At 70.9% G+C, this 24,790-nt stretch carries 26 protein-coding genes; 18 read left to right on the top strand and 8 right to left on the bottom strand.

What is annotated here, in order from left to right:
- Positions 1 to 58: 58 nt before the first annotated feature.
- From EIZ45_RS41345 to EIZ45_RS41330, 4 genes are all read right to left on the bottom strand, one after another.
- Entirely contained in the window at positions 59 to 1,672 is a 1,614-nt protein-coding gene (locus EIZ45_RS41345; RefSeq protein WP_134669054.1) for a M4 family metallopeptidase, read from the bottom strand.
- 672 nt (positions 1,673 to 2,344) lie between these two features.
- The gene (locus EIZ45_RS41340; RefSeq protein WP_134669056.1) at positions 2,345 to 3,004 is read right to left on the bottom strand and encodes an alpha/beta fold hydrolase; all 660 of its coding nucleotides are present in this window, start codon (positions 3,002 to 3,004) and stop codon (positions 2,345 to 2,347) included.
- Positions 3,001 to 3,390 (bottom strand): RidA family protein, encoded by a 390-nt coding sequence (locus EIZ45_RS41335; RefSeq protein ID WP_043828363.1) that lies wholly within the window; start codon positions 3,388 to 3,390, stop codon positions 3,001 to 3,003. The genes EIZ45_RS41340 and EIZ45_RS41335 overlap by 4 nt, the downstream gene beginning before the upstream one ends.
- Positions 3,387 to 4,835, bottom strand: a complete 1,449-nt coding sequence (locus EIZ45_RS41330) for an FAD-dependent monooxygenase (RefSeq protein WP_167756702.1) — start codon at positions 4,833 to 4,835, stop codon at positions 3,387 to 3,389. The genes EIZ45_RS41335 and EIZ45_RS41330 overlap by 4 nt, the downstream gene beginning before the upstream one ends.
- Positions 4,836 to 4,935: 100 nt before the next feature.
- Between EIZ45_RS41330 and EIZ45_RS41325 the strand changes: the two genes are divergently transcribed.
- From EIZ45_RS41325 to EIZ45_RS41295, 6 genes are all read left to right on the top strand, one after another.
- Positions 4,936 to 5,583 (top strand): TetR/AcrR family transcriptional regulator, encoded by a 648-nt coding sequence (locus tag EIZ45_RS41325; protein ID WP_134669061.1) that lies wholly within the window; start codon positions 4,936 to 4,938, stop codon positions 5,581 to 5,583.
- Between the two features lie 190 nt (positions 5,584 to 5,773).
- Positions 5,774 to 6,142, top strand: a complete 369-nt coding sequence (locus tag EIZ45_RS41320) for a helix-turn-helix transcriptional regulator (protein ID WP_134669063.1) — start codon at positions 5,774 to 5,776, stop codon at positions 6,140 to 6,142.
- Position 6,143: 1 nt separating this feature from the next.
- Positions 6,144 to 6,794: an SRPBCC family protein gene (locus tag EIZ45_RS41315; RefSeq protein ID WP_037819600.1), complete on the top strand. Its 651-nt coding sequence runs from the start codon at positions 6,144 to 6,146 to the stop codon at positions 6,792 to 6,794.
- Positions 6,791 to 7,282, top strand: coding sequence for an SRPBCC family protein (locus EIZ45_RS41310; RefSeq protein ID WP_037819602.1), 492 nt, complete (start codon positions 6,791 to 6,793; stop codon positions 7,280 to 7,282). The genes EIZ45_RS41315 and EIZ45_RS41310 overlap by 4 nt, the downstream gene beginning before the upstream one ends.
- Positions 7,283 to 7,732: 450 nt before the next feature.
- A complete protein-coding gene (locus EIZ45_RS41300; protein WP_043828369.1) occupies positions 7,733 to 8,158 on the top strand; it encodes a hypothetical protein in 426 nt (141 codons plus the stop codon).
- Positions 8,159 to 8,422: 264 nt separating this feature from the next.
- Positions 8,423 to 8,899, top strand: a complete 477-nt coding sequence (locus EIZ45_RS41295) for a hypothetical protein (RefSeq protein ID WP_134669067.1) — start codon at positions 8,423 to 8,425, stop codon at positions 8,897 to 8,899.
- Positions 8,900 to 8,902: 3 nt separating this feature from the next.
- Here EIZ45_RS41295 and EIZ45_RS41290 read toward each other — a convergent pair whose 3' ends face one another.
- The gene (locus tag EIZ45_RS41290) at positions 8,903 to 9,304 is read right to left on the bottom strand and encodes a nuclear transport factor 2 family protein (protein ID WP_134669069.1); all 402 of its coding nucleotides are present in this window, start codon (positions 9,302 to 9,304) and stop codon (positions 8,903 to 8,905) included.
- 38 nt (positions 9,305 to 9,342) lie between these two features.
- Between EIZ45_RS41290 and EIZ45_RS41285 the strand changes: the two genes are divergently transcribed.
- Positions 9,343 to 10,233: an AraC family transcriptional regulator gene (locus EIZ45_RS41285; protein ID WP_134669071.1), complete on the top strand. Its 891-nt coding sequence runs from the start codon at positions 9,343 to 9,345 to the stop codon at positions 10,231 to 10,233.
- A gap of 11 nt (positions 10,234 to 10,244) precedes the next feature.
- Here the strand turns inward: EIZ45_RS41285 and EIZ45_RS41280 are convergent, their stop codons facing one another.
- Positions 10,245 to 11,423: an epoxide hydrolase family protein gene (locus tag EIZ45_RS41280; protein WP_370318240.1), complete on the bottom strand. Its 1,179-nt coding sequence runs from the start codon at positions 11,421 to 11,423 to the stop codon at positions 10,245 to 10,247.
- A gap of 113 nt (positions 11,424 to 11,536) precedes the next feature.
- Between EIZ45_RS41280 and EIZ45_RS41275 the strand changes: the two genes are divergently transcribed.
- Positions 11,537 to 11,788 (top strand): hypothetical protein, encoded by a 252-nt coding sequence (locus EIZ45_RS41275; RefSeq protein WP_134669073.1) that lies wholly within the window; start codon positions 11,537 to 11,539, stop codon positions 11,786 to 11,788.
- 161 nt (positions 11,789 to 11,949) lie between these two features.
- Here EIZ45_RS41275 and EIZ45_RS41270 read toward each other — a convergent pair whose 3' ends face one another.
- Entirely contained in the window at positions 11,950 to 12,561 is a 612-nt protein-coding gene (locus EIZ45_RS41270) for a transglycosylase SLT domain-containing protein (RefSeq protein WP_134669075.1), read from the bottom strand.
- Between the two features lie 170 nt (positions 12,562 to 12,731).
- Between EIZ45_RS41270 and EIZ45_RS41265 the strand changes: the two genes are divergently transcribed.
- The 10 genes from EIZ45_RS41265 to EIZ45_RS41225 all read left to right on the top strand — a co-directional run bounded on the left by EIZ45_RS41265 (position 12,732) and on the right by EIZ45_RS41225 (position 23,787).
- Positions 12,732 to 13,739 (top strand): LLM class flavin-dependent oxidoreductase, encoded by a 1,008-nt coding sequence (locus tag EIZ45_RS41265; protein WP_043828373.1) that lies wholly within the window; start codon positions 12,732 to 12,734, stop codon positions 13,737 to 13,739.
- Positions 13,740 to 13,751: 12 nt separating this feature from the next.
- The gene (locus tag EIZ45_RS46615; protein ID WP_205670276.1) at positions 13,752 to 14,189 is read left to right on the top strand and encodes a nuclear transport factor 2 family protein; all 438 of its coding nucleotides are present in this window, start codon (positions 13,752 to 13,754) and stop codon (positions 14,187 to 14,189) included.
- A gap of 2 nt (positions 14,190 to 14,191) precedes the next feature.
- Complete coding sequence (locus EIZ45_RS41260) at positions 14,192 to 15,007, top strand: alpha/beta fold hydrolase (RefSeq protein WP_240690916.1); 816 nt, start codon at positions 14,192 to 14,194, stop codon at positions 15,005 to 15,007.
- A complete protein-coding gene (locus tag EIZ45_RS41255; RefSeq protein WP_134669079.1) occupies positions 15,004 to 15,942 on the top strand; it encodes a DUF1028 domain-containing protein in 939 nt (312 codons plus the stop codon). Before EIZ45_RS41260 ends, EIZ45_RS41255 begins: the two co-directional genes overlap by 4 nt.
- Positions 15,939 to 17,084 carry a M20 family metallopeptidase gene (locus EIZ45_RS41250; RefSeq protein WP_134669081.1) on the top strand — a complete coding sequence of 382 codons (1,146 nt, stop codon included), beginning with the start codon at positions 15,939 to 15,941 and terminating at the stop codon, positions 17,082 to 17,084. The genes EIZ45_RS41255 and EIZ45_RS41250 overlap by 4 nt, the downstream gene beginning before the upstream one ends.
- A 29-nt stretch (positions 17,085 to 17,113) precedes the next feature.
- Positions 17,114 to 18,178: a DUF917 domain-containing protein gene (locus tag EIZ45_RS41245; RefSeq protein ID WP_167756701.1), complete on the top strand. Its 1,065-nt coding sequence runs from the start codon at positions 17,114 to 17,116 to the stop codon at positions 18,176 to 18,178.
- On the top strand, positions 18,175 to 19,464 hold the full coding sequence (locus EIZ45_RS47550; RefSeq protein ID WP_134669085.1) for a hydantoinase/oxoprolinase N-terminal domain-containing protein: 1,290 nt from the start codon (positions 18,175 to 18,177) through the stop codon (positions 19,462 to 19,464). The genes EIZ45_RS41245 and EIZ45_RS47550 overlap by 4 nt, the downstream gene beginning before the upstream one ends.
- A complete protein-coding gene (locus EIZ45_RS47545) occupies positions 19,461 to 21,044 on the top strand; it encodes a PucR family transcriptional regulator (protein WP_134669087.1) in 1,584 nt (527 codons plus the stop codon). Before EIZ45_RS47550 ends, EIZ45_RS47545 begins: the two co-directional genes overlap by 4 nt.
- An 80-nt stretch (positions 21,045 to 21,124) precedes the next feature.
- Positions 21,125 to 22,147 (top strand): glucose-6-phosphate dehydrogenase (coenzyme-F420), encoded by a 1,023-nt coding sequence (gene fgd / locus EIZ45_RS41230; protein WP_134669089.1) that lies wholly within the window; start codon positions 21,125 to 21,127, stop codon positions 22,145 to 22,147.
- Positions 22,148 to 22,251: 104 nt separating this feature from the next.
- A complete protein-coding gene (locus EIZ45_RS41225; protein WP_134669091.1) occupies positions 22,252 to 23,787 on the top strand; it encodes a CdaR family transcriptional regulator in 1,536 nt (511 codons plus the stop codon).
- Between the two features lie 167 nt (positions 23,788 to 23,954).
- Here EIZ45_RS41225 and EIZ45_RS41220 read toward each other — a convergent pair whose 3' ends face one another.
- Entirely contained in the window at positions 23,955 to 24,767 is an 813-nt protein-coding gene (locus EIZ45_RS41220) for a hydrolase (protein ID WP_043828383.1), read from the bottom strand.
- Between the last annotated feature and the right edge of the window lie 23 nt (positions 24,768 to 24,790).

The following is a 24,790-nucleotide window of genomic DNA, read 5'->3' as shown; positions in this document are numbered from 1 at the left end:
TTGGCCGGGCAGGCCGGGTCCCGGCGCGCGGCGGCGGGCGGGACCCGGCCGGACCAGGTCAGTGCGTGGTGCGCGTCGTGCAGGTCGGCTCCCCGGACACCGCGGGGACGGAGACGGCGTTCCAAGCTGCCTTGGTGGCGTTGAACTCGGTGCAGCTGCCCGGGTAGAGCGCGATCGCGGCCTGGAGCGTCGCCTTGCGGGCCGCCTTGTGGTTCCACGACGAGGTCTTCTTCAGCAGGCCGTTGTAGAAGATCTTGGCGGCCTTCTGGATGCCGATCCCGGTGACGCTGCTGTTGTTGCAGGTCGGGCTGGCCGGCTTGCCGCCGCCCGGGTTCGAGCCCTCGGCGAGCAGGTAGAACCAGTGGTTCTGCGGACCGGCCGCGGCGTGCACCTCGGTGCTCGGGATCGACGACGAGTAGCAGTTCGGGTCGCCGACCTTCGACGGGTTGTACATGTAGCGGATCGGGCCCTGGCCGACCAGGTTGACGCCTTCGCCGACCTCGTAGTCGGGCCGGTCCTTCGCGTTGTTCGCGTACGCTTCGGTCATCGCGCCGAAGATGTCGCCGGTCGACTCGTTCAAGCCGCCGTTCTCGTTGCCGGAACCCGCGCCGCCCGGCGTGGTCTGGAAGATGCCGTGCCCGAACTCGTGGCCGACCACGTCCATCGACGTGGCCTGGCGCCGGTTGTCCTGCGAGTGCCCGAAGTGCGTCGAAGAGCCGTCCCAATAGGCGTTGACGTCGTTCAGGCCGACGGACGCCGGGTAGCCGCGCCCGCTGCCGTTGATGCCGTTGCGGCCCAGCCAGTCCTTCAGCATCTTCCATTCGGTCTGGACGCTGAAGAGGGTGTCGACGCAACCGGTCTCGAGGTTCGTGCCGGAGCCGTTGCCCCAGCTGTTGTCCGGTCCACTGTAGACAGACCCGCCCTCGCGGCCGCAGCTGATGCCCGGGCGGCCCGGGTCGCGCATCGAGTACGAGCTGCCGGATCCGGTGGTGTCGATGGAGACGGTGCCGACGTAGTAGCTGTTGCCGGTGCCCGCCGCGTTCACCGCGTTCGGCCGCGCCTGGGACTTGGCCCCGGAGCTGAAGGTCTTGATGTCGTCCCGCTGATCGAGCACCGCGCCGGTGGCGGCGTCGACGAACACGTGCAGCTTGCTCGGCGCCGTGGCCGTCCGCCCGGTGACGACGACCTCGTACGCCAGTTTCGGATTCGCCCCGGCCAGCACCACCTTTTCGGGCGTGCTCACACTGTCCACAGTGGGCAGTTGGGCGCGTGCCGTGGAAGCGGCCTTCGCGGCGTCGAGAACAGCTTGCGTCCCAACGGCGATGGGCGCGGTTTCCGCGGCACTGGTGTCCCGGACGTTGCCGGCTCCGTCCGCGACGACGACCGCGTCCCCGCCGACGACCCGCAGGCCTTGGTAGGTGCGCTCGTAGGCGCTGTAGAAGAGCCCGGCGTCGCCCGCGGTCTGGCCGACGCGCCGGAACGCCTCCGCCGGGCCGCGGCTGAGCCCGCCGAGCCCGGAGGCGACCGCCTGGTCGGCGGCGCGAGCGGCGGCGACGTCGGGGGAAACGGGCTGGGCTGGGGAGGCCGCGCTCGCCGGGACCGACGGCAACGCGAGGGACAGGGCGAGACCGGCGGCGGCCGCCAGGCCCGTGGTGAGTCCGCGATGGGGCATCGAGGTCTTCCTTCCCTGAAGGCAGGACGATGGGTGCGGGGAGAGGGAACGCGCCCGGCTGCTCACGGTGGGTATGCGGCCGAGCACAGTCGAGTAAAGGATCGGCGCCCGGGAGCGTCAATGCTCCAAACGGACCAACGGAATGTTCCGGATTCAGCGGTCAATTCGTATATGCGTTGCCGGTGCTGGGATTTTTCGCGTTTTCGGGCCCTGGGCGACTTTCGTAGGGAATGTCCCGGGTGCCGTACGAATGTCGGAAGAGTCCGGACGGCGGAAAGGCCGGGCCAGCGGAAGGTCGTTCCCCGGCGGGGACCGCCAGTGCGAGTGCGAGTGCGGCGCTGCCTGCCGCGGGTCGGCGAAGCATTGCTGCCAGGCGAACTCGGCGCGTTCGCATGCCCCGGACCAGAGGCTGGGTTCGCGACGGAGCGCTGCCGGACCAGCGGGCCGCCCGGCGTGGCCCGGTCGGGCTCGTTAGGAGCTGGACTTACGGTGCTGCGCTGCCGGGCCAGAGATCCGCCCGGCTTGATCCGGATGGGCTCGTTACGGGCTGGACTCGCGCGGCGGTGCGCTGCCGGGCCAGGGGTCTGCCCGGTCTGATCCGGACGGGCTCGCCGATCGCGGCGGGACGCGCCGTGTGCCCGGCACGCCCTCGGGTGCCCGGACCTCGCTGCCTCAGCGACGTCCGGGAAGAGATCCCTCCGGCCCAGTCAGGGCCGCGCACACTTCGGCGGCCGCTGTCCACAGTCCTAAGTGGCCGGTCGCGACGGTCCGGCATTCCATGCCCAGCTTCCGAGCGCGGGCAGACATAACCGAGAAAGGAGAGTGCTCGCCGAAAAGAACGTAGCGGCCAGGCGGCCGCGTGGCCGAGGACGGCGGCAGGGGTTCTTCGTGGCTGGCGAGGTCGATCGGCCGCAGCCGGGAGACCACGGCAGGCTCGGTGAATCCGAGCGCGTCGAGCCCGAACGGCGGAACGGTCCGGCCCGACGGGTCGTGAGACTGCGCCGCTTCGGTGAACAGCCGACGCAGAACCGGCATGAGGTCGAAGGCAGATTCGCCGGGCGAGGGAAGGAAAGCATCGAGATAGATCGCTTCGCGCACCTGCTCCGGATGCGCGTCCGCGAGCCCGGCGACGACCATCCCGCCGTAACTGTGGCCGACGAGGACGACCTGGTCTTGGAGCACCTGCCCGACTTCGTCGAGGTGCTGCCGCAATCCGGGGCCGGTGAGCGTGGGCGCGGCGACAGTGTGCCCTTGCTCGGACAACCGCGCCGCGATCCGGTCCCATATCCAGCCGCCGCACCACGAGCCGTGCACCAGGACGTAGTGGCTCATGGCGCGGGCACCTTCGCGATGACGTCGACCTCGACCAGTACGTCGGGGGCGAACAGCGCGGCGACTCCGACCAGGGTGCTCGCCGGAGCTGCGGGCACTCCTTCGCGCAGTGCGGCGAAGAGTCCGGAGATCAGCTCGGGGCGATAGTCCACGACGTAAACGGTTTCCTTGACGATGTCCTCGCGTCCGCCGCCGGCGGCGGCGAGCGCGACGTCGAGGTTGTGCGCGATCCGCCGCATCTGGGTCGCGTGGTCGTCGCCGCAGAGGTTCCCGTGCTCGTCCCAGGCGACTTGCCCGGAAAGGAAAACGAGGTCGGCGACGCGCACGACCGGGGTGAAGGCTCCGGGGATGCGGTGCAGCCCGGCAGGGGTCAGGTACTCGGTCATCGCCGCGCCGCCGCTCCGGCCCAGGCGGTGATCGCGGCTTCCCGGCGCGCGGCGTCCGGCGGATCGGTTTCGCGGCGGACCCATGCGATGTGGCCGTCCGGTCGGACGAGGAGTTCGCTGAGGTTCTCGGGTCGGGTGCTGGTCACCGTGATCCGGTCTTTCCAGCCTTCGGCGACCTGCTCTGCGCCGTCTCCGAAGTAGCCGAAAGTACCGTCGTGCAAAATATTCGCGCCTTGCGACCCGAGCATCCGGCCGGGCGCGCGGGTGCCGACGAGCGGGTCGTCGTCGGGTGCTGGATAGGACGTCGACAGGGCGGACACCAGACCGGCCAGCCGGGCGTTGACCTCGGGGATTTCGAGCAACGAATCCAGCAGTCCGCGCACCGCGGCGACCGGACGCTGGTAGTCGGGGACCAGGGTGAGTTCCAGCAACAGCGTCTGGGCTTGGGTGTTGTCGGCGACCAGTTGTCCCACCGGGAAACGCTCCGCGTGGTAGGTGTCGAGCAGGCCCGGCGGCGCCCAGCCGTTGAGCTCGGCGGCGAGTTTCCAGCCGAGGTTCATCGCGTCCTGCAGGCCGGTGTTGAGGCCCTGGCCCGCCGCCGGGAAATGGATGTGCGCCGCGTCGCCCGCGAGGAAAACGCGGCCGGACCGATAATGCTCGGCCAGCCGGGTGGCGTTGCCGAAGCGCGAAAGCCAGCGCGGCTCCGCGATGCCGAAGGAGGTGCCCGTCAGCTCCACCAGGGTGGCGCGGAACTCCTCGAACGTCACGGGCTCCGTTGCCGGGACGCGCATGCGCTCCGGACTGGTGACGACGATGCGGGTCAGTCCTCCGGAAAGCGGGGCGATCAGCAGCGGAACGCGCCCGGCCGCGGCGATCGCCTCCTGGTCGACGACCGCGAAGTCGCCGAGCATCGAGCTCATCGTGCCGTCCGAGCCCGGGAATCCGATGCCCGCGGACTCCCGGACCTTGCTCCGGCCGCCGTCGCAGCCCACGAGATACGCGGCACGAAGCCGGAAGTCCCCGTCCGGCCCGACGCCCGCGACGTTGACCCCGTCGTCGTCCTGAGTCAGCGACACGACTTCGTGCCCGTAGGAGATTTCGACGCCGAGCTCGCGAGCGCGTTCTTCGAGCAACTGCTCGGTCCGGGCTTGCTCCAGGAACAGCGTGTAGCCGTGCCGAGTGTCCAGCGCGGAGAAGTCGAGCTTCCGCGAGAGCCCGGCGAAATGCCAGCTCGGGACAGTGCGGCCCTGGGCGAGAAACCGGTCGGCGATGCCGCGCAGTTCGAGGATCTCGATACTGCGCGGATGCAGTGTGAGCGCGCGGGATTGGCCGTGCCGCGCCTGCTGCCGTTCGAGGATCCGGACCCGCACTCCGGCCAGCGCCAGTTCCGCGCCGAGCAGCAGCCCCGTCGGGCCTGCCCCGCTGATCACGACCTCGGTGTCCACAGCCGCCTCCACTATTTTCCGAACAATGTTCATTTAAACCTGCCGCCAGTGTCCTGAGGAAGCGCGAAGCTGTCAAACACGCTGCTAGGCTGGCCATGCCATGACCGCGCACCAGCCCCGCACCCGAGGACGCCCGCCCGCCGCCGACCGGGCCCACGTCACCGCCGCCGCGCTCCGGCTGCTCGACGAAGAGGGCCTCGACGCGCTCACCATGCGGAAACTGGCCACCGCGGTCGGCGTCCAAGTGGGGACGCTTTACGGCTACTTCCCAACCAAAACGGCCTTGCTGACCGCCATGGCCGAGTCGATGCTGGACGGCTGCCGCACCGCCGCCGACGGAATCGCCGAGCCGCGCGAACGGGTGCTGGCCCTGATGAGAAGCCTGCGCACCGCACTTCTGTCCTATCGCGACGGTGCACGGGTGTACGCGGGCACGCACGCCGTCGGGCCGAACACCCTGGGCTTCGCCGAAGCCCTCAACGGCGCGCTGCGGGAAACCGGCCTCGACGCCGCAGCGGCGATGAAAACCGCGCTGCTGGTCCTGCACTTCGCAACCGGCCACACCCTCGAAGAACAAGCAGCGATCCAATCCGGTCCGGACCTGCCCGCCGACATCGGCCACTTGCGCGAAGCAATCCAGGCCGGCGACTACCCGCACCTCGCCGAGGCCCAGGACCACCTGACCGGAACCGACCTGACCGACCTCTTCGAACAGGGCCTGCGCCTGCTCACCGCCGACCTGCCCTGACGGCCGGGTTTCACTGTGCGGCCAACGGCTCCGGCGCGTTGCGGGCTGGGTGACTACATCGGTCTTGCTGACACCGGGAGCAGGTCTCGGTCGACACCGGCATTGGTGAGACGGATCGGACGCCGATACCGCGGATGGCACCAAGTACCGGCTCTAGCTTATATAAGCCACGGCCGGTATGATCCGGGCAGTGCACGCGTTCGACATTCTCGGCGACCCGGTGCGCCGCCGCATTCTCGAACTGCTCGCCGACGGTGAGCAGACGTCGGGCGCGATCACCGACGTGATTCGAGCCGAGTTCGCACTGTCCCAGCCGGCCGTCTCGCAGCATCTGCGCGTTCTGCGCGAGAACGGGTTCGCTTCGGTCCGGGCCGAGGGAGCCCGCCGGTTCTACGCCGTCGACCCTTCGCCGCTGAGCGAGGTCGACGAGTGGTTGGACCGGTTTCGCGGGTTCTGGAATCAGCGGCTCGATGCCCTGGGCACTGAGCTGGCCCGCGGCAGGCGAGCATCCCGGACCTCGGGTGTCGGCAAGGCCAGTCCGCCAGCGAAAGGACGATGACGTGAAGGACGTACTGGACGAACTGGCCGCTGCGCGCCGGGCGATGGGCACCGCGACCCTGCCGGCCGGCGACGCGTACACGATCGAGCTGCGGCGTGACTACGACGCGTCGGTCGACGAGGTGTGGAACGCCATCACCGACCCCGAGCGGTTGGGCCGCTGGCTGAAGCCGGTGACCGGTGACCTGCGCCTGGGCGGATCGTTCGAGCTGGACGGCGGTGAGCACGGGGAGATCCTCGCCTGCGACCCGCCGCGGCGGCTGCGGGTGTCCTGGCTCTTCGGGCCCGGGGCCGACGAGTGGCCGGGCACGAGCGAGGTCGAGGTGAGGCTGTCTCCGGGCACTGCCGGGGGCACCGAATTCGAGCTGGTCCACGCCGCGGCCGTCGGGGAGCCCATGTTCCCGACTTACGGCCCTGGTGCCGGCGGTGTGGGCTGGGATCTGCATCTCCTCTCCTTGTCGCGCTTCCTGGCCGACGGCGAGACCCTTGATCATGACGAGTTCCGGACCTTGTCCGGGGGACGCGAGTTCGCACGGCGCAGCGCGGCGGCATGGGGCGAAGCTCACCTGGCCGCCGGCGGCGACCCGGATCGCGTGGCGGCTGCGGTGGCAGCCACCACCGCGTTCTACGCCCCCGAAGGAAGCGAGCGATGAAGTACGCCAACTCGATCGAGATCGCCCTGCCTCGCGAGAAGGTGGTCCAGCTGATCTCCGACCCGGCGCACCTGGCGAAGTGGCTGCGGGGCCTGGTTCTGCACGAACCGGTGAACGGAGCACACGGCCAGGTCGGCACCACCTCGCGCGTGGTGTTCCAGAGGGGCAAACAGCGGGTGGAGGCCACCGAGACCATCACGCGGCTGGAGCCCGCGGACATCCGCGCAGTGCCCAGGTCGGTCGTCGTGCATTACGAACGGGAGATCGCCGCCAAAGGGATGTGGCAGGCCCAGCGCGATCGGATCGTCGACGCCGGTCCGGACACGACGCGGTGGGAGAGCGAGAGCGAGTTTCGGTTCGACGGGCCCCTGATGCGACTGGTGGCGCGGCTCATGGTCGGCTCGTTTCGCAAGCAGTCGCAGCAGCATATGCGGGACTTCAAAGCGTTCGCCGAGCACGGGACGGACGTCCGGCAGGGGGCGAGCTGACCTGCCGCTGAGTCGCGGGTCCGGCCAGCATGGCGAGCACACCCGCCGCACGCGTCGACCGGTATGCCGCGATGCCAAGGCAGGCCTGCCGAAACGGGCGTCGCCGCGTTGGCCTCGGCGTGGCCCAAGCTGCCGAAGCCGCCACTGGCTCGCCTGGACGGTCGCGCTCGCCGCCGCAGTCGTCGTGCTGGCTGTGGAGCCGATGGTCCATCGCCGCTGGTACCGCGATCCGGGATAGCGCTCGCCGCGCCTGTCCCACGACCCGGTGAACAAGGCTGGCGTGATCGAGTTTTCCGGCGAATAGTTCAACAGCAGCGGGAAATGCGCCGCACCGGACCGCGAAAGCCTTGAGTTCCGGCAGGAAGTGCCGTCCGGCGGTGGGCGTCCTTGCGCTCCGCGAGGCGGAATCGGGATCCTGGGCTCACCGAAGCGCAGGGGAGGAGCCGGGCGATGGACGACGTGGAGCTGACGCATCGCGAATGCGTCCGGCTGCTCCGGTCACCCGAACGGGGCCGTCGCGGGATCGTTGCCATCGACGGGCTGACGCCTGCCCTGCGGGTCTGCCTTCTTCTCGACGCGGGCGACGTGCTGATCCCGACCGGGCCGGACAGCGGGCTCGTGCGCGTGGCGGCGCTGCGCCCGGTTTCGCTGGAGTTCACCGATCAGGACAAGGACGGGCGGCTGCGGTGGACCGTCCGCGGGATCGGCCTGGCCCGGCCGATGACCGGGCTGGACGTTCCGCGTCCGGTGCCGCGCAGCACCGTGCTCGCGGCGATGCCGGACGCGTTCCGCAACGGGGTCCGGGTCGTCGTGGCCCGCTACCGCGGCAACCGGCCTGCGGACGGGGTCGTGATTCCCGCGCCGCGCGTCGGCTGAGAAAGGCTCGAGTGCCTGTCTTGGTCACCGTTTGGCGACACCGTCGCTGAGGCCCATTCGGCGGGTTGTGGCCGGATACGATGGATTTGCCTGAAATCAGTTGTTCCCGCGTTCCGCCCGAGGCGAGCGACGCGGGCGGCTGGGTGATCAGGAGGGGGAATGCCCGGGCAAACCGGCGCTGCGCACCAGCGGCCGGGACGACCGGGCGGAGGCGTCATTCAGCCGGAAGGAACCATGAGTACCGCGAGAATCAATGTCAGGACCTTGACGGTCATCACGAGCTGGATCCTCATTGCCGGGGCTGTGCTGCTGGGCATGGGATTCGTCATGCTCATCACCGCGCCGCCGCACAGCGGCGCCAACATCGGCGCCGGAGGAGCCCTCCTCTTCGGCCTGGGCACGACCGGGGCGGGTCTGCTGATCGGAGCGGGGACAGCGGTGGCCGCGCTGCGGGTCCGGCTGCGCGAGGGGCGTGCTGAGGTCCCTGTGCTGGCCTGGGAGAAGCGTCTCCGGCGGGTGACCGCGGTCGCGGTCGGCCTGGTCGCGACCGGGGACCTCGTGCTGACCCGGGCAACCTTCGCCTTCAAGGATGCGCGCGCCGGAAGCGATGGCGTGGATTCTTACCCGATTTTCGTGACCGGCGTATGCATCGCCGGGTGCGGTCTCCTCGCCGGGGTCCCGCACGCGTTGTACTGGCTGTCGCGCCAGCGGACTCGCCGCCATTTCGAGCGTCGCGCATAGCCCTCACGCGGGCCGCATCGTGCGCATGGTGCGTTCGACCTCCCAGAAGGCGCGCACCGCAAGGATTTTCCCCGCCTCGTCGACGCGATAGACGAACACTCCTTCGGCCTCGAGCACCTGTCCGCCGTTCTCGCTGCGGACGTGGCCGGTGTAAGCGACCTCGTTCCCGCAGGCGAACGAGTCGTCGAAGAGGAACTCGATCGAGTCGTTCGGTGCGATGGCCCGGTCCCAGAACGCGGAAAGGGCGTCGCGGCCCCGGTGCCCGGTGCCGTCCGGGTCGAAATGGGAAGGGCCGACCGGGTCCTCCATCAGGGCATTCGCGGCGAACAGCGCCAGCCAGGCCTCCTTGTCTCGCCTCCGGACGGCGGCGTGCAGGGCCTGGCTGGCGGTGCGGGCGGTGGTCATCGAGCCTCCTGGTGTTGATCGTGGCTAGCCTGGGAACCATGGTGTTCGACTCCACACGGCTGGATCTCCAGCCGTACGCCGGGTTCGACATGGCGCGCTACGTCCGGCGCACGTATTGCAGCTGGGCGGACGCCGGGTGGGAGTCCTTGCTCGTGCAGCGGTTCGAGCACGTCCCCGTCGCCGAGGAAATGGCGTTGCCCGCTGCGGCGGATCTGCATTTGGTGTTGCCGGTCGGGCGGAGCGCGGTGATGGAGACGCGCCGGGACGGCCGGTGGGGACGCACTCCGTGGACGCCGGGGCGCGCCGAGCTGATGCTTCCGGATCAGCCCGCGGTGCGGCGTTACCGGGCCACCGGCGTGTTGGACAGCGTGCAGGTCCACATTCCGCGGGACACCGTCGACGCGACAGCCGCGCAACTCGGGGGCACCGCGGTGGACTTCGCTGCGGTGGCTGCTTCGCTGACGGCGGGAGATCCGCTGGTCGAGGAGATCATCCGAGCCGTCGGCGGTGCGGGCGCGGCCGACGATCTGTATGCCGAGTCCGCGGCGGCGTTCCTGACGATGCAGCTGCTCACCCGGCACACGCGGCGGTCCGCCCGGGCCGCGCCGACGCGGGAGAACGCGAGGGTCCGGGCGGTCGTCGCGGCGATGCGCGAGCGGCTCGCCGAGCCGGTCACCTTGGCGGATCTCGCCGGCGAGGTGCATCTGAGCGTCTACCACCTGGTCCGGGTCTTCAAGGAAGCGACCGGGGAGACGCCGTACCGGTACCTGACCCGGTTGCGGATCGACGAGGCGAAACGGCTGCTGCGCGGCACCGAGCTGACCATCGCCCAGATCGCGGGGCGCTGCGGATTCGCTGACCCGGCCGCGCTGTCGACGGCGTTCCTGCGGCACACCGGGACGCGGCCCTCGGCGTACCGCGATTCCTGACGGGCCCGGCATCAGCGCTGGCGCCGGAACGCTTCCCGGATCTCGGACACCAGCAGCTCCGGCTGCTCCAGCCCGGGGAAGTGTCCGCCGCGGTCGAGTTCGTGCCAGGAGCGCAGGTCGAGGTAGCGGCGTTCGGCCCAGTGGCGCACGGCGGGCCAGGGGTCGGCCGGGAAGATCGAGCAGGCGGTCGGCACGGTCACCGGCTGCGCGTTCTCCTCATCCGCGCTGCGGGCCACCCAGCGCATCGCCTCCCAGTACCACCGCGAAGAGGACGCGCCAGTGCCGGTCAGCCAGTACAGCGCGATGGTGTCGATCTGCTGCGAAATGCTTACGCCGCCGCCGGATTCCGGCCGGGTGTCGGAGTAGGCGGCGAATTTCTCGCCCAGCCACGCGGCCAGCCCGGCGGGCGAGTCGAGCAACGAATAGCCCAGGGTCTGCGGGCGGGTGCTCATCTGCAACCCGAAGCCGTAGCCGTCGGCGAGGTGCCGGTTCCGCCGGTCCAGGACGCGTTGTTCGGCGGGGCTGGGCGCGAGCAGGTCGTCAGGCACGGGCGAGGCGATCGGCATCGTCAGGTGCAGTCCCGCGACGCGTTCGGGGACCAGGCGCGCGAGTTCGGTGCTCACGAACGCGCCCCAGTCCCCGCCGTGCGCGCCGAACCGCGGATAGCCGAGCACGGTCATCAACTGCGCCCACGCCCGCGCGGTACGGCCGGGATTCCAGCCCTGCTCCCGCGGCCGGTCGCTGAACCCGAACCCGGGCAGTGCCGGGATCACCAGGTGGAAGGCGTCGCGCGCGGAACCGCCGTGCGCGACCGGATCGGTCAGCGGGCCGATGACGTCCTCGAACTCGAGAACCGAACCGGGCCAGCCGTGCGTCAGCACCAGCGGAAGGGCGTCCGGCTCGGCGGAACGGACGTGCCAGAACGCGATCCCCAAGCCGTCCAGGACGACGCGGTAGTGCGGGATAGCGTTCCACCGCTGCTGCAGCGCGGGCCAATCGTGCTCGCGCCACGCGGTCAGCAGGGTCGACAGTTGCGCCAGCTGGATTCCCTGGGACGCGTCCGGCACGGTCTCGTGCTCGGGCAGCCGGACCCGGTCCAGCCGGGTCCGCAGATCGGCGAGGTCCGCGTTGTCGACGTCGATGGCGAAGCGTTCGGGGGAGGGGGTCTCGCCTGCAGAAATGTCAGCCACGCAAGGAACCGTAGGGCTGGGCCGGGCGCTGCCTCAATGTTCGGGATTGCGGTGTGCGAGTCAATTATTGCGGTGCGGAGTCCACAGAGGAGGCCCGCTCTAAGCTCGCTCCCGTGGACACGGGTGACCACCGGGCCGCGGTGACCGGGATCCTCGGCTCCGCGTCGCACGAAACTTCCGCCAGGCTCGAGCGGTTCTGGGCCGCGGCGCGCGGAGCCCGACGTTCCGCCGCGGCCGGGAGGGTGACGCGCGACGATCTCGAAGCCGCGGTCGTCGACGCGGTGACGGAGTGGATCACGCCGCTCATCCCGGCTGGGGCACCCGAGGGCTTCTGTCGCGTCGAGGCCCCGGGCGGCTGCGGGTGAGCGCGGAAATGCCGGGAGCCGTATGTGTCCGAAGAGTACACTGGCCGGTTCGCGGTCGACGGATACGGCCGGACGCTCGGCACCTCCGGAGTGCGGGCGAGGATCGGCGCCGGGTACCGGTCGGGTCGGCTTGATCGCGGCGTTCGGGGGCCGGAACCCGTTCACGGCTCGCCGAGCGCCTTGCCCGCCTTGGCCCAGTTCCCGCGCAGAGTGTCCAAATAGGACTGTGCCTGCGGGCCCGGCTTGGTCCCGCGGGCGAAGCTCTTCATCGCGCCCGGTCCCGCGTTGTAGCCGAGCGCGAGCAGTTCGTCGGAGGTGATCGAGCCGGACCGGTGCGCGGGCAGTTGCGCGGCCAGGTCGTGCAGGTACCAGGATTCGGCCTGGATCGCCAGGTCCGGGTCGTCCGGCAGCTGGTCCCACGAGCGTCCGGCGAATGTGCGGCCCTTCTTCGTCGCGTCGAAGGTCGCTTCGTGCATGTTCGCGACCCCGAACGCGGCTCCTGGCTTGAGCCGCTGCCAGGCGTGTTCAAGAGCCGGATCGTGCGGTTTGTACGACTCGTTGAAGAGAATCGCCATGACCAGCCGAGGGGACACTCCCGCCTCCTTCGCCCGGGTCCGGACCATGGAGGCGAACCGTGCCGGGTCGTAGCTCCCGCTGAGCGCGGAGGTGGTCGGAGTCGCCGGGGCCTTGGGTTCCGGCTGGCTGGCGGGGCCGGTGCAGGCGGCGAGGCACAGTCCCAGCATTGCCGCTGCCAGCCAACGCCACTCGCGCATCGTCTCCGCCTTCCCTCTGCTTCCACCTTGGCACAAAACGGCCGCCGGTCGTGCACGGTGCACTGTCGCGTTCCGCCTGTTTCGTCGCCGTGCCCGAAGCGCGGGACCCGGTGCGGTTCCTAACGTCGAGCCCAACGTGGTGAACCAGCCCGCACGACAGGAGCCCGCCGATGACCCACCCGTCCCGCAGCCGGCTGGGAGTGCTGCTCGGCAGCACCACTCCGCCGGAACAGATCGGCGCACAGGCCGCGGCCGCGGAAGCCGCCGGTTTCGGGGAATTGTGGCTGCCCGAGGACTACTTCTTCCTCGGCGGCATCGCGGGCGCCGCGCTCGCGCTCGGAGCGACGTCCCGGGTCCCGGTCGGCATCGGGGTCGTGTCGTCGGTCGTCCGGCATCCGGCGTTGCTGGCCATGGAAATCAGCACGCTGGCCCGCGCTTACCCGGGCCGGCTGATGCCCGGGATCGGGCACGGCGTCCCCGCCTGGACCGCGCAAATGGGCTTGACCCAGCGGTCGCCGATGAGCGCCCTGCGCGAAACCCTCACCGCCGTCCGCGGACTGTTGCGCGGCGAGACGATCGACGAGGAGGGCCGGTTCGCCGCGTTCCGCCAGGTCGCGATCACGCACCCGGTCGCCGAGCCGGTGCCGCTGTTCACCGGGGTGCTCGGGGACAAGGGGCTCGAGCTGACCGGGCGGATGGCGGACGGTCTGCTCGTCAGCGCGCTCGCACCGGTCGAATACGTACGGAGCGCGCGGCGCAAGCTGGACGAAGCCGCGCGCGCGGCCGGGCGGGACGAGCGCATCACGATCACCGTCCTCGCCGCGGCCAACGTCACGCGGGATCCGGGGCAGGCAGCCGCCGCAAGGGAGGCGCTCAAAGCGGTTCTTGCCTTTTACCTCGCCGCGAGTGGCCCTGGTCCGCTGTTCGGCGCGGTCGGCGCCAACGAGCAGCTCGCGGACATGCTCTCGCGAGGCGGTCCCGAGGTGGTCGCCGCGGAGATGCCGGACGAGTGGCTCGACGTTTTCGGCGTCGTGGGCGGGCAGGACACCGCGCGGGCCCGCCTCAAGGAATACCTCGACGCGGGCGCGGACAACGTCGCCATCGCGACCGTCGTCGCCGGCGGCGCGGAAGAAACTCTCGCCGCGGTCGGAGAACTGACCGGCGAATTCACCCACTGAAAGGGCACGACCATGAGCACTGACCTCGAGCGGATCCTCGAAGTGCACCAAGGCTGGTACGAGGCGAACATCGGCCTCGTCGCCGACCGGATGCTGCCGTACTTCCCCGAAGGCGACGGCTACCACCAGTTCAACCTCAACGGCCACACCTACCACGGCGTGCTGGACAAGCACCGGCTGTGGGTCAACGCCGCGAAGATCGGGCTGAGCATCACCGCGATCAAGGACACCGTCGGCCCGGACGTCCAGGTCTTCGGGGACGTCGCGCTGCTCACCGCCGAAGGAACCGCCGACGTGGTGGCTCCCGGCCAGCAGGACGCGGTCCCGACCCCGTTCCGCACCACCGAGTTCTTCCGCCGCGACGACGGCAAGGGCAGCCCGGACTGGCGGATCTGGCACATGCACGTGAGCGTCCAGGACCCGCAGATGCCCAAGCACGGCACGGAATGAGCATGGGTTTGGACCGCGTCAGCGTCGAGGGGCCGGCCGGAAAGCTCTCAGTGCTGCGCACGGCGGACGACCGGCCCGGCGTCCCGCTCGTGCTCCTGCATCCGATCAACTCCGCGGCAGTGGTCTGGGAGGACGTCGCGGCCCGGCTCGACCGGCCGGTCGTGGCGCCGGACCTGCGCGGGCACGGGAACTCCGGGCAGACCGGCCCGTTCACTGTCGAAGACGGCTACGTGCCGGACGTTCTGGCGGTCCTCGACGCGCTCGGGCTGGACGAGGCGCATCTGGCCGGCGGGTCGCTGGGCGGCACGATCAGCGTCGCGCTGGCCGCGCTGCATCCCCGGCGGGTGCGCAGCGTCGCCGCGTTCGGTTCGACGCTGGGCACCGGCGTTCCGGCCGAGGCGATCGCCGCGATGGTGCGCGAACTCGAGGCCGCCGGGACCGCCGGGTACTTCGCCGGTCAGGTGCCGGAGATCGTGGGCCGGACGCACCGGGATTCGGCGCGGGTCCGGGAGGTGATGGCGGAAGCGGTCGGCGCCCGGCCGACGACGGTGGTCGCGGAGATCCTTTACGGAGCGTTCGGCGCGGACATCCGGCACCTGGCGGGAAAGGTTGCCACGTCGGGGATTCCGGTGCTGGCGGTGGCCGGGACCGAGGACCCGACGTGCCCGCCCGCGATGTCGCGCGAACTCGCCGAAGCCACCGGCGGCACCGCGATGGAGCTGGACGGCACGGGTCACCTGCCGATGCTCGAGGAAACCGGCCAGGTGGCCGACCTCCTCCGGAACCACCTCGCGCGGGCGGAGGAAGGAAGGCCGTGACGTACTCGATCGTCGCGCGCGATCCGGTCACCGGAAGCCTCGGGGTCGGCGCCCAGACCCATTTCTTCGGCGTGGGCACGTTGCTGCCGTGGGCCGAGGCGGGCGTCGGCGCGGTGGCCACCCAGGCGTTCGTCAACGTCGACTACGGACCTCGCGGCCTGGAGTTGTTGCGGGCAGGCGTACCCGCACCGTCCACTGTGGACCTGCTGGTGGCCGAGGACCCGGATTCCGCTTATCGCCAGCTGGGAGTCGTCGACGCACGGGGCTCGGTGGGCACGCACACCGGCGGGTCGTGCGCGCCGCACACCGGTTCCGCGCGGGGTCATCAGGTGACGGTGCAAGGGAATATGCTGGCTGCCCCGGACGTGTGCCAGGCCGCGCTGTCCGCCTTCGAGACCGCGGGCGGCGACCTCGCCGACCGTATCCTCGCCGGACTCCAGGCGGCGGACGGTGCCGGGGGAGACGTGCGCGGTGCCCAGTCGGCGGCACTGCTGGTCGTCTCCGGCCGACGGAGCCCGACGCCGTGGAACGAGGTGGTGGTCGATCTGCGGGTCGACGACCATCCGGATCCGCTCGCAGAACTGTCCCGGCTCCTCCCGCGCTCGCGGGCCTTCGGCGCGGTCGGCGGGGTGATGTTCGCGCGCGGCTTGACGCTCGGGCCGTTCGAGGGTGTCACACCGGACGAGTTGGACGCGCGGCTGAACGATCTCGCGTCGGCGGCGGAGGTGATCGGGCCGGACAACCGCGAGGCCGACTTCTGGCGCGCGGTCCTGCTCGCCCGCGCCGGACGGCATCGGGAAGCCGCCGACCTCTTCGCGGAGGTGGCGGCGTTCCGTCCTGCGTTGGTGGGGTTCGCGAAAGGGCTTGCGCCGCTGGGGTTCCTCGACGCCGAAGCTCTAGCCGCGTTGACCGCACACCTTGAGGAGTCCGCATGAACGCCGCTGCCGCCGTCCAAGCTACGAGGGTGACCGGCCTGGCGGCGGACTTGATCCGGTGCGACACACAAAACCCGCCCGGCGGGGAACGGCCGGTGGTCGAGCCGCTGTATCGAGTCCTGGCGGAACTGGGTGCCGAGGTCGAGGTTTTCGAGCCCGAACCGGGGCGTCCGTCGATCCTGGGCCGTATCGGGTCCGGCGACGGGCCGACGCTGCTGGTCAACGGGCACGTGGACGTCGTGCCAGTGTCCGAAGAGGACTGGACCGTGCCGCCGTTCGGCGGGCTGGTCCGGGACGGGCTGCTCTACGGTCGCGGCGCCTGCGACATGAAGGGCGGGATCGCCGCGGCGCTCGAAGGGATGCGCGCCTGCCGTGACGCCGGAATTGTGCCGCCCGCGAACATCGTCTTCCATCTCGTGGCGGACGAGGAGACCGGCGGCCGGGCCGGGACCGAGGCGCTGGTCGCGGCTGGGCTGGTGCACGCCGACGCGGCTGTCGTGCCCGAACCCAGCGAACTGCGGGTCGGGGTGGCCGAACGCGGCTCGCTGATGGTGGAGATCGTGGTGCGCGGGCGCGTCGGGCACGGCAGCGATCCGGCCGCCGGGCACTCCGCCGTCGCCGACGCCGCGCGGATCGTCTCGGCGCTCCACCTCGCCGACTTCGGCGATAAAGCGCATCCGCTGCTGGGCATCCCGACCGCGAACGCGGGAACCATCGCGGGCGGCACCGCCGTCAACATCGTGGCCGCCGAATGCCGGCTGCGGATCGACCGGCGCGTGCTGCCCGGCCAGACCCGGGACGAGGCGCTGGCCACCGTCACCGGACTGATCGACGCGGCGGGCAAGTTCGACTACGACGCGGACGTCCTCGCCTTCGCCGAGGGCTCCGAACTGGACCCGCAGCACCCGTTCGTGACCGAGGTCCGCAAGGCGGCGGACGACGCACCGGTCAGCGGGCTGAAACTCGGCACGGACGCGCGGTTCCTGCGCAATCAGCTCGGCATCCCGACGGTCGTGTACGGGCCCGGGTCGATGACGGTCGCGCACACCGCCGACGAGTATGTGCCGGTCGCCGAGCTGACCGCCGCCGCCCGCGCGTTCGCTCGGCTGTATGCCGGTTTCCGGGGTGTCGCCACCGCCTGAGCAGCCACGACGCCGGTTAAGGTTTGCGCATGGAGCACGTCGCCGAGTCCGCGATCGACGACGTGGTGCGCGGTGCCGGGCACTTCGGGAGCGGAGGAGGCGGCGACCCGTACCTGGCGCAGCAGCTCCTGCTCGCGGCCGTCCGGCGGCACGGGCCGATCCCGCTCGTCACGGCGGGCGATCTGGACCCGGACGCGCTCGTCCTCCCCGTGGTGTCCGGCGGGACCCCGCACACGCTCGTCGAGAAGGCGCACAGCACCGTCGAGGCGGAGATGCTCCGGAAGGCGGTGGAGGCCCGGGCCGGGCGCGAGTGCGCGGCGGTCCTGCCGATCCAGCTCGGCAGCGTGAACGTGGCCGTTCCGCTCGCGGTCGCGGCCGAACTCGGGCTGCCGTGCCTCGACCTCGACCTGATGCGCCGCACGCTGCCCTCGATCGACCTGACGCTGCTGCGGCTGGCCGGGTTTTCCGCCTCGCCGATCACTGTCGTCGGAGGCTCCGGCATCGTCGCCGAGTTCAGCCAAGGCACCGACGCCGTGCTCGGCGAGCTGGTGCGGGCCGTGCTGCCGCCGCTGGGTCTCGTGGCGCTGATCAGCGCGTATCGGGTCACCGCCGGGGACTGTGCGCGGCTCGGCGCGGCCGGGTCGATCAGCGAATGCGCCCGGATCGGAGCAGCGCTCGCCGAAGACGGCCACGACCCGTACCTGCGCGCCTGCGGCGGACGCCTGGTGTGCACCGGAACCGTCGCGGAGGTCCTGCAGCATTCCTCGGACGGCTGGCCGCGCGGCGTGGTTTCCCTCGACACCCCAGACGGTTTCGTGCGGATCGACTTCCAGAACGAGAACCTGATCGTCAGCCGGGAAGGCACGGTGCTGGCCACGGTCCCGGACCTGATCGGCGTCGCGGACGCGGACACGGGCGCGTTGACGCAGACCGTCGACCTCGCCGCCGGTCAGGAGGTGCACGTGATCGCCAGCCCGGTCGACGAGCGGTGGCACACGCCCGAAGGACACGCGGCGGCCGGGCCGCGCGCGTTCGGGTACGCCGTCGATCCGGTGCGGTTCGACGGTTCGCCGCCCTTGGTCGGTGTCCGATGAGCCGGTTGCGAGTGGGCCTCGACGCCGTCGCCGCCCGAGCCGTGGCACTGGACACGGCGAACCGAATCGTGGCGTCCCGCCGAGGAGTTCCCGGCACCGATTCGCCGTCGAGACTGCTCGACGCGCTGCTCGCGGAGGTCGATGCCGAAGCGGTCGATCGGGTCGTGGCGATCCTGCCGGAGCCCGTGCCTGCCGAGGCGGGATCTCCGGTCGGGGTGCTGCGCATCGGCGGTGCGACCGCGCTTCCGCCGCTTGTGGGCTGGCCGGTCGAGCTGTCCAGTGCGCTCGCCGGACCCGTCGCGATGGTGCGGGGCGGGCACGAATACGACGGCACAGCGTCCGCGCCGCTGGACCTCGCCGCGGTGGCCGAATTCGCCCGCCGGTGCGCCGGAACCGTCCGCGCGGTCGCGGTCGCCGGAGTCCACGGACTGGAGAATCCCGACCACGAACAGCAGGCCGCGGCCGTCCTCGCCGACGTGCTCGGGCCGGACGTCCCGGTCCTCAAGGGCAGCGAGACCGAGGCGATCGGGCTGCTGGAGCGGGAGAACACCGCCGTGCTCGACGCCGCTCTGGCCGAGTTCGCCCGCGCCCGGATCGACGAACTGGGCGCCGCGGTTCGGAAGCACAATCCCGATGCGGAGCTGTATGTGGTTCGCGGGGACGGAACCGTGCTGCCCGAACTCGCCGCGCAGCGCCACGCCACGGCTTGCCTCGGGGCAGCCCAGGCGGCGTTGTTGCACGGTGCCGCGCGGCTGGCCGGACTGCCCTCGGCGGTGGTGGTGGACGCGACCGGCAACCAGACTGTGGTCGGGTCGACGCGTGGTGGCCTGCTGCCCGAATCGGGCGCGCACCGGGAATTTGGCGGCGTCCGGATCGGCTCGCGCCTCCCGCGGTTGACCGTCGTGGACCGCTCGATGTCCGTCGCCGCAGCGGTCGCCCGCGCGCGGTACGGATACGACGATCTCCCGGTCGTGCTTGTCGGAGACCGGCCCCTGCCCGACGCGATTCGGCCGCCGGACGGCGATCTCGCAGCCGCTGTGGGAGCGGCGACCGCGGAAGCGGCGGGCTCGGTCGACCGGATCTTCTGGCAGGGCGTCGGTGGACGGGAAGATTCGGCGGCCCGCGCCCGGCAACTGGCCCGGGACGCCGCGGTCCGGGCCGGCGCCGATCCCCGCACCCTGCGGGAAACCCCGGTGAGGGAGGCCCTGATGACCTACGTTCCGGTGCCGGCCGCGCGCCTCCAGGCGACCGCGGTGGGGCCGATCCTGGAACCGGCGGCGCCATGACGGTCACCCTCGCCCAGCTGCTGGACCTCGACCTGATCGAGCACTACGAGGTGCTCGCGGGCGAGACCGGGCTGAAGCGGCCCGTCGGGGCGGTCGTCGCGGGATCCGCGGTGCACGAGATTTCCGAACTCGCCCCGCGCAGCGTCGTGGTGTTCGGCCGTGAACAGCTGGTCCTCGACGATCTCGCGGCGGACCTCGCGATCCGGCTGGCGGGCAGCGCGGGCCTGTCCGGGATCATCGCGGCTCGCCCGCACCGGCCGGTGCCCTTCGCCACCCGCAGGCTCGCCGACCGGCTGGCGCTGCCGCTCATCGGCGTCGAGGACAGCACTCCGACCGGGGTGATCACCGCGTTCGACCCTTACGTCAGCGCCCCGGAGATCGCGGGCCTGCGGGTGCTCGGCGACGCGTCCCGCCGCTTCCAGCGTCCGCCCGCCGACGCGAACGCGCTCACCTCGCAGCTCTCGGCGACGCTCGGCGAACCGGTGGCGCTCGTCGACGCGGAAGCCCGTTTCGTGGCCGGTGATCCGGAGGTACACGCGCTGCTCGGCAGGTGTGCCGACCCTGCCTTGCTGGCCGATTCGCGGCCGGTCGCCCTGACTGTCGGGACCGACGGCGAGCTGATGCTGCACCCGGTCCAGGTCGTCACGACCGGACCCGCGGTCTACTGGATCGCGGTGCGGCGGCCCCGGTTCGCCGCCGGTGTGCTGCTCGAACCGGTCCGGCGCGCGATCGCGATCGCCGCGCTGTCGTTCGCGGTGCACGTCGCCGGAGAGGCGGTCCGCGACGAACGCGAACACCGGCGCCGTTCGCTCCTGCTCAGCGAAATCCTCGAACAGCCCGGCGAACCGGGACGCCGCACCGTCGAACGGGCCACCGCACTCGGCTGGCGGCTCGCCGGACGGCACACCGCGGTCCAGGTGCAGGCGGCGGCTGCCCCGTCCGCGCTTCGGATGTCCGCGCTGGGTACGGAATTGGAAGCACAACTGGCCGAACACGGCGTCGCCGCGAGGCTTGTCGAACGCGCCGAAGGATGGCTGTTCTGGCTGACTTCCGACGCGCAAGCCGAGGATCCCGGCCCGTTGCTGGACCGGCTTGCCAGGACACTCGCCGCCGTTGAAGCGGAGCATCCCGGCCTGCGGCTGTGCGCCGGAGTAGGCCGTGCCCACACCGGTGCGGCGGGCATCGGCCGCTCCGCCGAACAGGCCCGCCGCGCGGCGTTGCTCGCCCACACCGCACACCGCCGGGCGGTCGTCGAGCACATCGACGCGGGCAACGCCCGAAAGCTGATCGCGGGTTGGTACGGCTCCGCACCTTTGCGCGGCGCGGCAGCCGACCTGCTCGTCCCGCTGGAGGAGGCGGATCCCTCCGGTGGTCTGGTTCGGACTTTGCGGTGTTATCTGGATTTCCAGTCTTCGGCGAAGGCGGCGGGGGAGGCGCTGGGGGTGCATCGGAATACGGTGATGCAGCGGATGGAGCGGATTGCCGAGTTGCTGCCGGTGGATCTGGGCGATCCGGACGACCGGTTGGCGGTGCATCTGGCGACACGGGCGGCGGGGGTGGATTGGGACGAGCCCGGCTGACGTCGAGCACAAGACCGCGGGCTGGAGTTCGTCCGCCGTGCACGATGACCCCGCGCCGCCAGCCGGGTTGAGTGTCCGGAATGGACACACGCACCGCGGGAATCACCGTCGGCTACAAGGCATCCGCCGAGCAGTTCGGGCCGCGCCACCTGGTCGACCTGGCCGTCCTCGCCGAAGAGCGGGGCTTCGACTCAGTGCTGGTGAGCGATCATTACCAGCCCTGGCGGCACCGGCACGGGCACGCGCCGTTCTCGATGGCCTGGCTCGCCGCGGCGGGGGAGCGGACCGAACGGGTCCGGCTCGGCACCAGCGTGCTGACCGCGACCTTCCGGTACCACCCGGCCGTGGCCGCGCAGGCCTTCGGCACGCTCGGCGCGCTGTACCCCGGACGCGTCCTGCTCGGTCTCGGCACCGGCGAAGCGCTCAACGAGGTCGCGGTCGCCCGGCTGGAATGGCCCGGCTTCAAGGAACGCTTCGCCCGCCTGCGCGAGGCGATCGACCTCATCCGTCGCTTGTGGACAGAGGAACGGGTGAGTTTCGACGGCGAGTACTACCAAACCGAGAACGCGACCGTCTACGACCGACCGGCCCATCCGGTGCCGATTTACGTCGCGGCAGGCGGCCCCGTGGTCGCGAAATACGCCGGTAGGACAGCGGACGGTTTCATCTGCACCAGCGGCAAGGGCATGGAGCTCTACACGGAGAAGCTCCAGCCCGCTGTCGACGCCGGAGCCGAACAGTCCGGCCGCAAGCCCGCGGACGTCGCGCGCTCGATCGAGATCAAACTGTCCTACGACACCGACGCCGAGGCCGCCGTCGCGAACACCCGGTTCTGGGCGCCGCTGTCCCTGACCGCCGAACAGAAACACGGCATCTCCGACCCCGTCGCCATGGAGCGTGTCGCCGACGAACTCCCGATGTCCCAGATCGCGTCCCGGTGGATCGTTTCCGCCGATCCCGACGAGGTCGTCGAACGGATCCGCCCGTACGTCGAGGCGGGCTTCACCGACCTGGTCCTGCACGCGCCCGGCGACGACCAAGCCCGCTTCCTCGACCTCGCCCGGCGGGATCTGCTGCCCCGGTTGCGGAGGCTGGGCGGATAGCCCTGCCGAGCGGTCTTCGCAGTGCGCTGAGCCCACTGACGGCGCTCCGGGCGCTGTTTAGCCTTCCCCCGACGCAGAGTGGCGTGGACGGAAGGAGCGGCCCGATGACGGCAGTCGACACCCGGCCAGGAGAACCGATCGCCGCCGATCTCCCTCCGCCGGACGGGACGATCCGGCTTCCGCTCCTGGTCAGCGCGCGACGCGGCTGGTTCAGCGTGGCGGCCCCCGCTTCGGGCCTGAACCGTCCGCTGGCCGGGGCGACGCCGTGGGATCCCGCCCGGCTGCCGGGGCGGCACCAGCTGGTGTTGATGACGAAGCCCCGCCCGACCGCCGACGAACTAGCGCAGGCCTTGACCGCTGCTGGCCGCGCGGGAGCCGCAGCGCTAGTCGTACGCGAGGGTGCTCTGCCGCCGGAACTCGACCTCGCCACTGCTGCGGTGCCAGTGCTCGTGGTTGCCAGACAGGTCGAATGGGCCGAGATCGGCACAGTCGTGCACTCCCTGCTGTCCGGTGCCCGATTCGGCGGTGTGACAGCGACCCCGGCTGGTCTCTACGATCTCGCCGAAAGCGCGGCCCTTGCCCTCGAAGGTGCCGTGGTGGTCGCCGACGCGTCCTTCCGCGTTCTCGCCTTCGGTTGCGGCGAAGCGATGGACGCACTGACTAGCGAAATGGTCCTCGCCCGGCGGGTTCCGTCGGAGTTGCGGAAGCGCCTCGCCCAGGTCCGAAGCGTCGCCCGCGTTGACCTGCCGGACGGGGATGTGCGCTGGGCCGCCCCGATCCGCTCCGGCACCACCATCGGCGGCTACGTCCTCTGCGCGCCGCGCCGGGAGACGTCCGTGGCGCGAGTGTTGCGCGAGGTGTCGACGGCCGCGGCTGCCTGGTTCATTGACGGGCCCGCCGGGCGAGACGACGAAGACGCGATCCGCGCGGAGCTTCTGCGCGGGCTCCTCACCGGTTCGGGATCGCTGGAAGCCCTGACCGAACGACTCGGCACTTCGCAGCGATGGCGTCTCGCCGCTCTGGGCGAGGTCGCCCCCGATCGCGAGGGAGCCCTGGCCCGTTGCGCCCGAATGCTGAACCCTCGCACGGCCACGGCAACGCTGGGTTCCCTCCTGTTCGTCCTGTTCCCGTCGATGCCTGACCCAGGACCCGCCGATTTCACCGAACACCTGCGTCGGCGCGCTTCGACCGCTGCACCGCTGGTGGCGTGTCTCGGCCGCCCCTGCGCCACCGCGTCCGAAATCCGAGCGGAACTAGGCCCGCTCCGGCACGCGTCGCGAGTCCTGACAGCGCCAGCGACCGCCCACCTGACGGACCTGCTGCCGCACGTCCTGATCTCCGAACTCGCGGAACTCGCTGCCGAACACCCGGCCCTGCTCGACGGCTCCCTCGACGTCCTCCGCCGAGACCCTTCCCCGCGCGGTGCCGAATACCTGAACACCCTCCGCTGCTGGTTCGACGCAGGCGGCGACGCCACCCGCGCGGCGGCGGCACTTCGCATACACCGCAACACCTTTCGGTACCGGCTGCAACGGATCGAAGAACTGTGCGCGGTCGACCTCGATGATCCCGTGCAGCGCTTCACGATCGAGCTGCAGACGCGGCTCTTGGTGTCGCCGCTCATCCAGACCCAGCCGTGACCGAAGCAGGATCACGTACATATGGCCGGGATCGTGCGTGATCTTCACTTCGACGGGAAACTGGGCGGAACAGCGAATCGGCGGCGACAGTTGCCTGCTTCGCGATCGAACCTCCTGCTTACCGGGGAAAGTTTCTTCGACCGCCGGAAGGGGCGTCGTAACGCGAGTCAGCCGAGATGGTCGTTCGTGCCGTCGACCCAGCCGATGTAGCGCTCCGCTGAACGACGCACCGCGGCCTTCGCGTCAGTCGGCACGCTGGCCCCGGTGAGCGCGTACAGCCGGTCGAACGCGTACGGCTCAAGCCGGTCCACGAGACGTCGGACAAGCCCGGCGGAGAGCGGGATCTGGTTGGGATAGCTGCGCATGAACGTCACCCAGCCCGGCGCGGCGACCGGCACGATGGTGTCGCCGACCAGCAGTGCGCCGTTCGCGATGTGCGCGACGGCGGCGCCCGGGAAATGGCCGCCCGCTTCGACCAGGGTGACGCCGGGCAGGATCCGTTCGGTGCCCTGCCATTCGCGGATCACCGGGTCTTCGCGCTGCACCCATTGGCGGTCCGCGGAATGCACCAGCACCGGGACGTTCCCGAGGCTGTGGCTGAGGCTCACCTGCGAGCCGTACATGTGCGGATGGCTCGCGACGATCGCCGCGGCGCCGCCGAGTTCGGCGATCTTGTCGAGCAGGGGCCGGTCGAGCGCGTTGGGCGGGTCCCACAGCAGGTTGCCCGCTTCGGTCTGGACCAGGTAGGTCCACTGGCCGATGCCGAACTCCGGTTCGCGGTGCAGCCGGTGAATCCCCGGCTCCGGCTCTTCGTGGACCAGTTCGTGCGGGACGGCCGCCAGTTCGTCCATTGTGGTCCACGCCTGCCCGGAGGCGCGGACGTATTGTCGTTCGTCCGCGCAGATCCGGCAGGTCCCGGCGGGCGGCATTTCGGTGTCCGGGTGTTCGACCCCGCACGTTCCGCAAATCCAGACGGTCATGCGGCCACTCTGGTATCTCCACT

This window comes from Amycolatopsis sp. CFH S0740, assembly GCF_004522315.1.
Taxonomy (GTDB): domain Bacteria; phylum Actinomycetota; class Actinomycetes; order Mycobacteriales; family Pseudonocardiaceae; genus Amycolatopsis; species Amycolatopsis nivea.
This window is presented reverse-complemented; position numbering and strand designations above follow the sequence as displayed.